The organism is Frankia tisae (assembly GCF_025403405.1).
Classification (GTDB): domain Bacteria; phylum Actinomycetota; class Actinomycetes; order Frankiales; family Frankiaceae; genus Frankia; species Frankia tisai.
Map to the genome: position 1 here is coordinate 1 of NZ_JANEZT010000482.1, position 4,120 is coordinate 4,120.

Sequence of the window (4,120 nt, forward strand, 5' to 3'; positions counted from 1 at the left end):
CCCGAGTACATCCCCCGCGGCAAGGCCGCCCCAGCCGGCGAGAGCGACGGCGGCCGGTTTCGGCAGGGCGGATCGCAGCGGTGGCCGCCGAGGCGTGGTGGCTCGCGCGGCGCGGGTCAGCAGGGCGACGGTCCAGCTCGCTGTCAGCAGGCAGGCGAGTACCTCGCCGATCATCACCCCGAACAGGGTGCGTGCGGTGTCGAAGACGGCGGTCGCATGGTCCGCCTGGGCGGGGACAGCCGCGCGCCGGGCCAACGCGGGCACGGTGATCAGCCAGAACAGCAGGCCGGTGAGGTGCGCGCCGGCGGTCGCCGCACCCAGCACGGTCAGCAGCGGGCGGTGCGGGCCGCGCGGCAGCAGGCGGACGATCCCGACGGTGATCGGCAACAGCAGACCCGCGGCGACGCCGGCGAGCACGACACCGATGCTGATCGCCAGCCAGTGCTCCCGCACCCGCGCGAGGGTGTCGGCCGGCGGAGCGCTGAGCACCTCGGGGTAGTCGAGGGCATGGCGCAGCTCGGTGAGGCCGACCGCGCCGCACACCGCGCAGACCAGCAGCATGACGGCGGTGGCGCGCTGGCCCGTGGACATCGAACGCGGCTCCTCCCGACCGACCCGGGCTGGCGGGGTGGTGGCCGGGTAGGTACCCGCCGGGCGAACCAGCCACCCCCGCGCCGCGGAAGTCGTGGCGGGATTGTTACACCACGTTACCGGCGGTGGCGGATGGCCCGCCGCCTGGCCGAGCCATGCCGACCGTGGGCCGCGAACAGACCTGGCCGAACCCGGCGCCCGGCTCGATATTGTGAACGTGCCCGCGAGCGGGCGACCCGCGCCGGTTCACCGGGACGCCGACGACTGCCAGGAGAGGCGAATTCAGTGTCCGCCACCGCCGTTCGATCGTTCCGGATCCTGCTCGTCGAGGACGACCCCGGCGACACGCTCATGATCACCGAGGCGCTGACGGACCGGGGGCTCGACCACGAGCTGCATGTGGCTGCCGACGGCGTCGAGGCGATGCACTACCTGCGCGATCCCGCGGAGCCCCGGCCGGACCTGATCCTGCTTGATCTGAACATGCCCCGGATGGACGGTCGGGAGGTCCTCGTGTCGATAAAGGAGGATCCGGATCTGCTGGCCATCCCGGTAGTCGTCCTGACGACCTCGGAGGCTCCGACCGACGTGCTGCGCAGCTACAGCCTGCATGCAAATGCATACGTGACCAAGCCCGTCGACTTCGACGCGTTCATCCAGGCCCTCCACCAGATCGATGACTTCTATCTCGGCCTGGTCCGCCTGCCCGGAAGCTGAGCGGGCCGCGCCCGCCGGTATTACCGGGCGTGGCGGGCCACCATCAGTTCGATTTCAGGTATACCCGGCGGTGGCGAACCCGGCTGTGATTGCGATGGATCGTCCCCGCCGCGTGTACCACCTCCGGGTAGGCTTCCCTAACTTCAGGCAGCCTTACCTATATTGATGTTCCGAACGTTGTGACGGGTCGGGAGTGTCGGCTCGCTGCGAATTACGCATCCTTGTGATTTGCTGGTGCTGGAGGTTCGTAAGCCTGCCCGGTCCGGTCGATCTGCGCCCTCGTCGGCGCAGATGGTCGGTGTCCGGTCGCGGGCCGCCGGGGTGCCCGGAGCAGCCAGCCGCCCCGGCGCGGTGCGGGGCGTCTGGCTGGAAACAGTCGACGGAAAGGTGTGGAACCGATGGCGACGCGTGGCGACACGGAAATCATAGAAGTACTCAACAGTGTGCTGACGAACGAGCTCACCACGATCAACCAGTATTTCCTGCACAGCCGGATGCAGCGCAACTGGGGCTACCGGCGTATCTCGGAGCACTACTACCACGAGTCCATCGACGAGATGAAGCACGCCGATCTGCTCATCGAGCGGATCCTGTACCTCGGCGGCCTGCCGAATCTGCAGCGCCTGCACACGCTGCGGATCGGTGAGACGGTCCCCGAGCAACTCGAGATCGACCGGACCGGCGAATTCGAGGCCGTCGACGTGCTGCGTGGCGGCGCCGCGCTCAGCCGCGAGCGCGGCGACATCGGCTCGGCGGTCCTCCTGGAGCAGATTCTCGTCTCCGAGGAGGAGCACATCGACTGGCTCGACGCCCAGCTGGAGTTGATCTCCCAGCTCGGCGCGGCGAACTACCTCACCCAGCAGATCCACACCGACGACTGACGAGTCGGGCGGAATAGTTGGCCCCGCCGGCGGGAAGGGGTCGCCTCATGCCCCGGTCCGTCGCCCCCGCGTGTCACAGGAACCGGTGGGCGTGCCTCACCGCGGCCCGCTGCGACGGGTCGGGGGTAGTTCGCGGGGGTGGTAGCCCGGCCGGCGTGGCGGGTTGTTCCCTGGGTCACCGAATCCCGCCTTCCGCCTCGCCACCGTCACGGACTGTTATTGGTGGGGGCTGTGGCCCATCCTTCCCGCGTGCTGGTGCCCGGTCTCGCTCTGCAGGACCGATCCTCCTGGCGATAGTGTCCAGACGGGCGATCGCGGCATCTGACGTCGACGTCCACAGGGGCCGCCAGCTCGGCGGCTCGCCGGAGAGGAGTGGGCCGATGGGCTTCGCCAGGCCCCGCCCGGCCCCGGCCGCCCGGCCGGTGGCCGTCGGCGTCGTCGAAACCGCCCACCTGAACCGCCGGGAGCCCCCGCGTGGGTGCCCCCGAAAAAATCCCTTGCTAATGGAAAGGACCGTGCTCTAGTGGCGACGTACACGCTGCCGGAACTGAAGTACGACTATGGCGCACTGGAACCAGCCATCATCGGACAGATAGTCGAACTGCATCACGACAAGCACCACGCGACCTACGTCAAGGGTGCGAACGACACCCTCGAGAAGATCGCGGAGGCGCGGGACAAGGGCGACTTCGGCGCCATCGTCGGCCTGGAGAAGACCCTCGCGTTCAACCTCTCCGGGCACATTCTGCACTCGATCTACTGGGAGAACCTCTCCCCGGACGGCGGCGACAAGCCGGACGGTGTGCTTGGCGAGGCCATCACCGCCGACTTCGGGTCCTTCGACGCTTTCAAGGCGCAGCTGAACGCTGCGACCACGACGGTGCAGGGCTCCGGCTGGGGCGTGCTGGCCTACGACGCCACCGGCCAGCGGCTGCTCATCGAGCAGGTGTACGACCACCAGAGCAACGTCGGCGTGGGTAACACCCCGCTGCTGGTGTTCGACGCGTGGGAGCACGCCTGGTACCTGCAGTACAAGAACGTCAAGGCCGACTACGCGACGGCCCTGTGGAACATCGTCAACTGGGCCGACGTCGCCGAGCGTCTCGCGAAGGCGAAGGCCGCGGCGGCCGTCTGATTGCAGCACCACCGCCGGTTGCGGCAAGGGCATCACCTTTCGGGTGATGCCCTTGCCGCTGTTCGGTTTTCTCCTGTGCGCGATTCATGAATGTGATGTAGCGCACAGCGAGACCGGGTTGACGGATGCCGGCCCGACTACCGAGGGTGGTAGGTATGTCTGTGGACGCACGTCAGTCCGTTCGACTCGGGCGCGAGGTCTCCCTGTTGCCGTCCCCCGCCCCGTGGCGCTGTCGCTGAGCTGATCCACCGGGAGCCCCTACCGATCGCCGGCCCGCCGCCGGACCCCCGACCGTTGCCTGAAGACCGGTCGCCGCGAGGCGCCCCCACTCTCGCCAGCTTGCCTCACGCCCGCCTGTCTCAGGCCCGCCTGTCTCACGCCCGCTTCGCGTGCCGGCGCCGCGCCGCCCTTCGACCGGCGGACCGGTCATGCCGTGGAACCCCGTCCACGCGTCCGGCGCTCGGACCGGTGGGGGCCGAGCACCGCCCGTCGGCACACCCGGAGACGACCTGCCGCGCCCCCGGTCGTGGGGCCCGATCCAGCCCACTCGCGTGACCCGTTCGACCGGCCACCCGCCGCACGACCACGCTCCTGCCGCGTCCGCGGCACGCCCGGTCACCAGGCCGCGGCGATCCGTTTCCTCCGAAGGAGACCAGGCGCCGATGATGTCGCCGTTCCAGCCCCAGCCCCCCGTCGACTGGCAGGCGGGCACGTATCCCGCCGTCGCGGCGCGCACGGTGCTGTTCCTGGAGTCCCTCCTGGACGCCTGATGGGAGCTACCGGGTCGCCGTAGGGC

Annotated in this window: 3 protein-coding genes and 1 pseudogene; 3 read left to right on the plus strand and 1 reads right to left on the minus strand. The window is 69.4% G+C overall.

Going from position 1 to position 4,120, the window contains the following annotated elements; genetic code table 11:
* A pseudogene (locus NBZ85_RS28425) lies at positions 1-591 on the minus strand (DUF4386 family protein); the annotation flags it as partial.
* 285 nt (positions 592-876) lie between these two features.
* On the opposite strand from NBZ85_RS28425, the gene NBZ85_RS28430 reads away from it, so the two are divergent.
* The 3 genes from NBZ85_RS28430 to NBZ85_RS28440 all read left to right on the plus strand — a co-directional run bounded on the left by NBZ85_RS28430 (position 877) and on the right by NBZ85_RS28440 (position 3,324).
* Positions 877-1,308 (plus strand): response regulator, encoded by a 432-nt coding sequence (locus NBZ85_RS28430; protein ID WP_261559613.1) that lies wholly within the window; start codon positions 877-879, stop codon positions 1,306-1,308.
* Positions 1,309-1,706: 398 nt separating this feature from the next.
* Complete coding sequence (gene bfr / locus NBZ85_RS28435; RefSeq protein ID WP_261559607.1) at positions 1,707-2,189, plus strand: bacterioferritin; 483 nt, start codon at positions 1,707-1,709, stop codon at positions 2,187-2,189.
* Positions 2,190-2,712: 523 nt separating this feature from the next.
* A complete protein-coding gene (locus tag NBZ85_RS28440; protein WP_261559601.1) occupies positions 2,713-3,324 on the plus strand; it encodes a superoxide dismutase in 612 nt (203 codons plus the stop codon).
* Positions 3,325-4,120 lie beyond the last annotated feature (796 nt).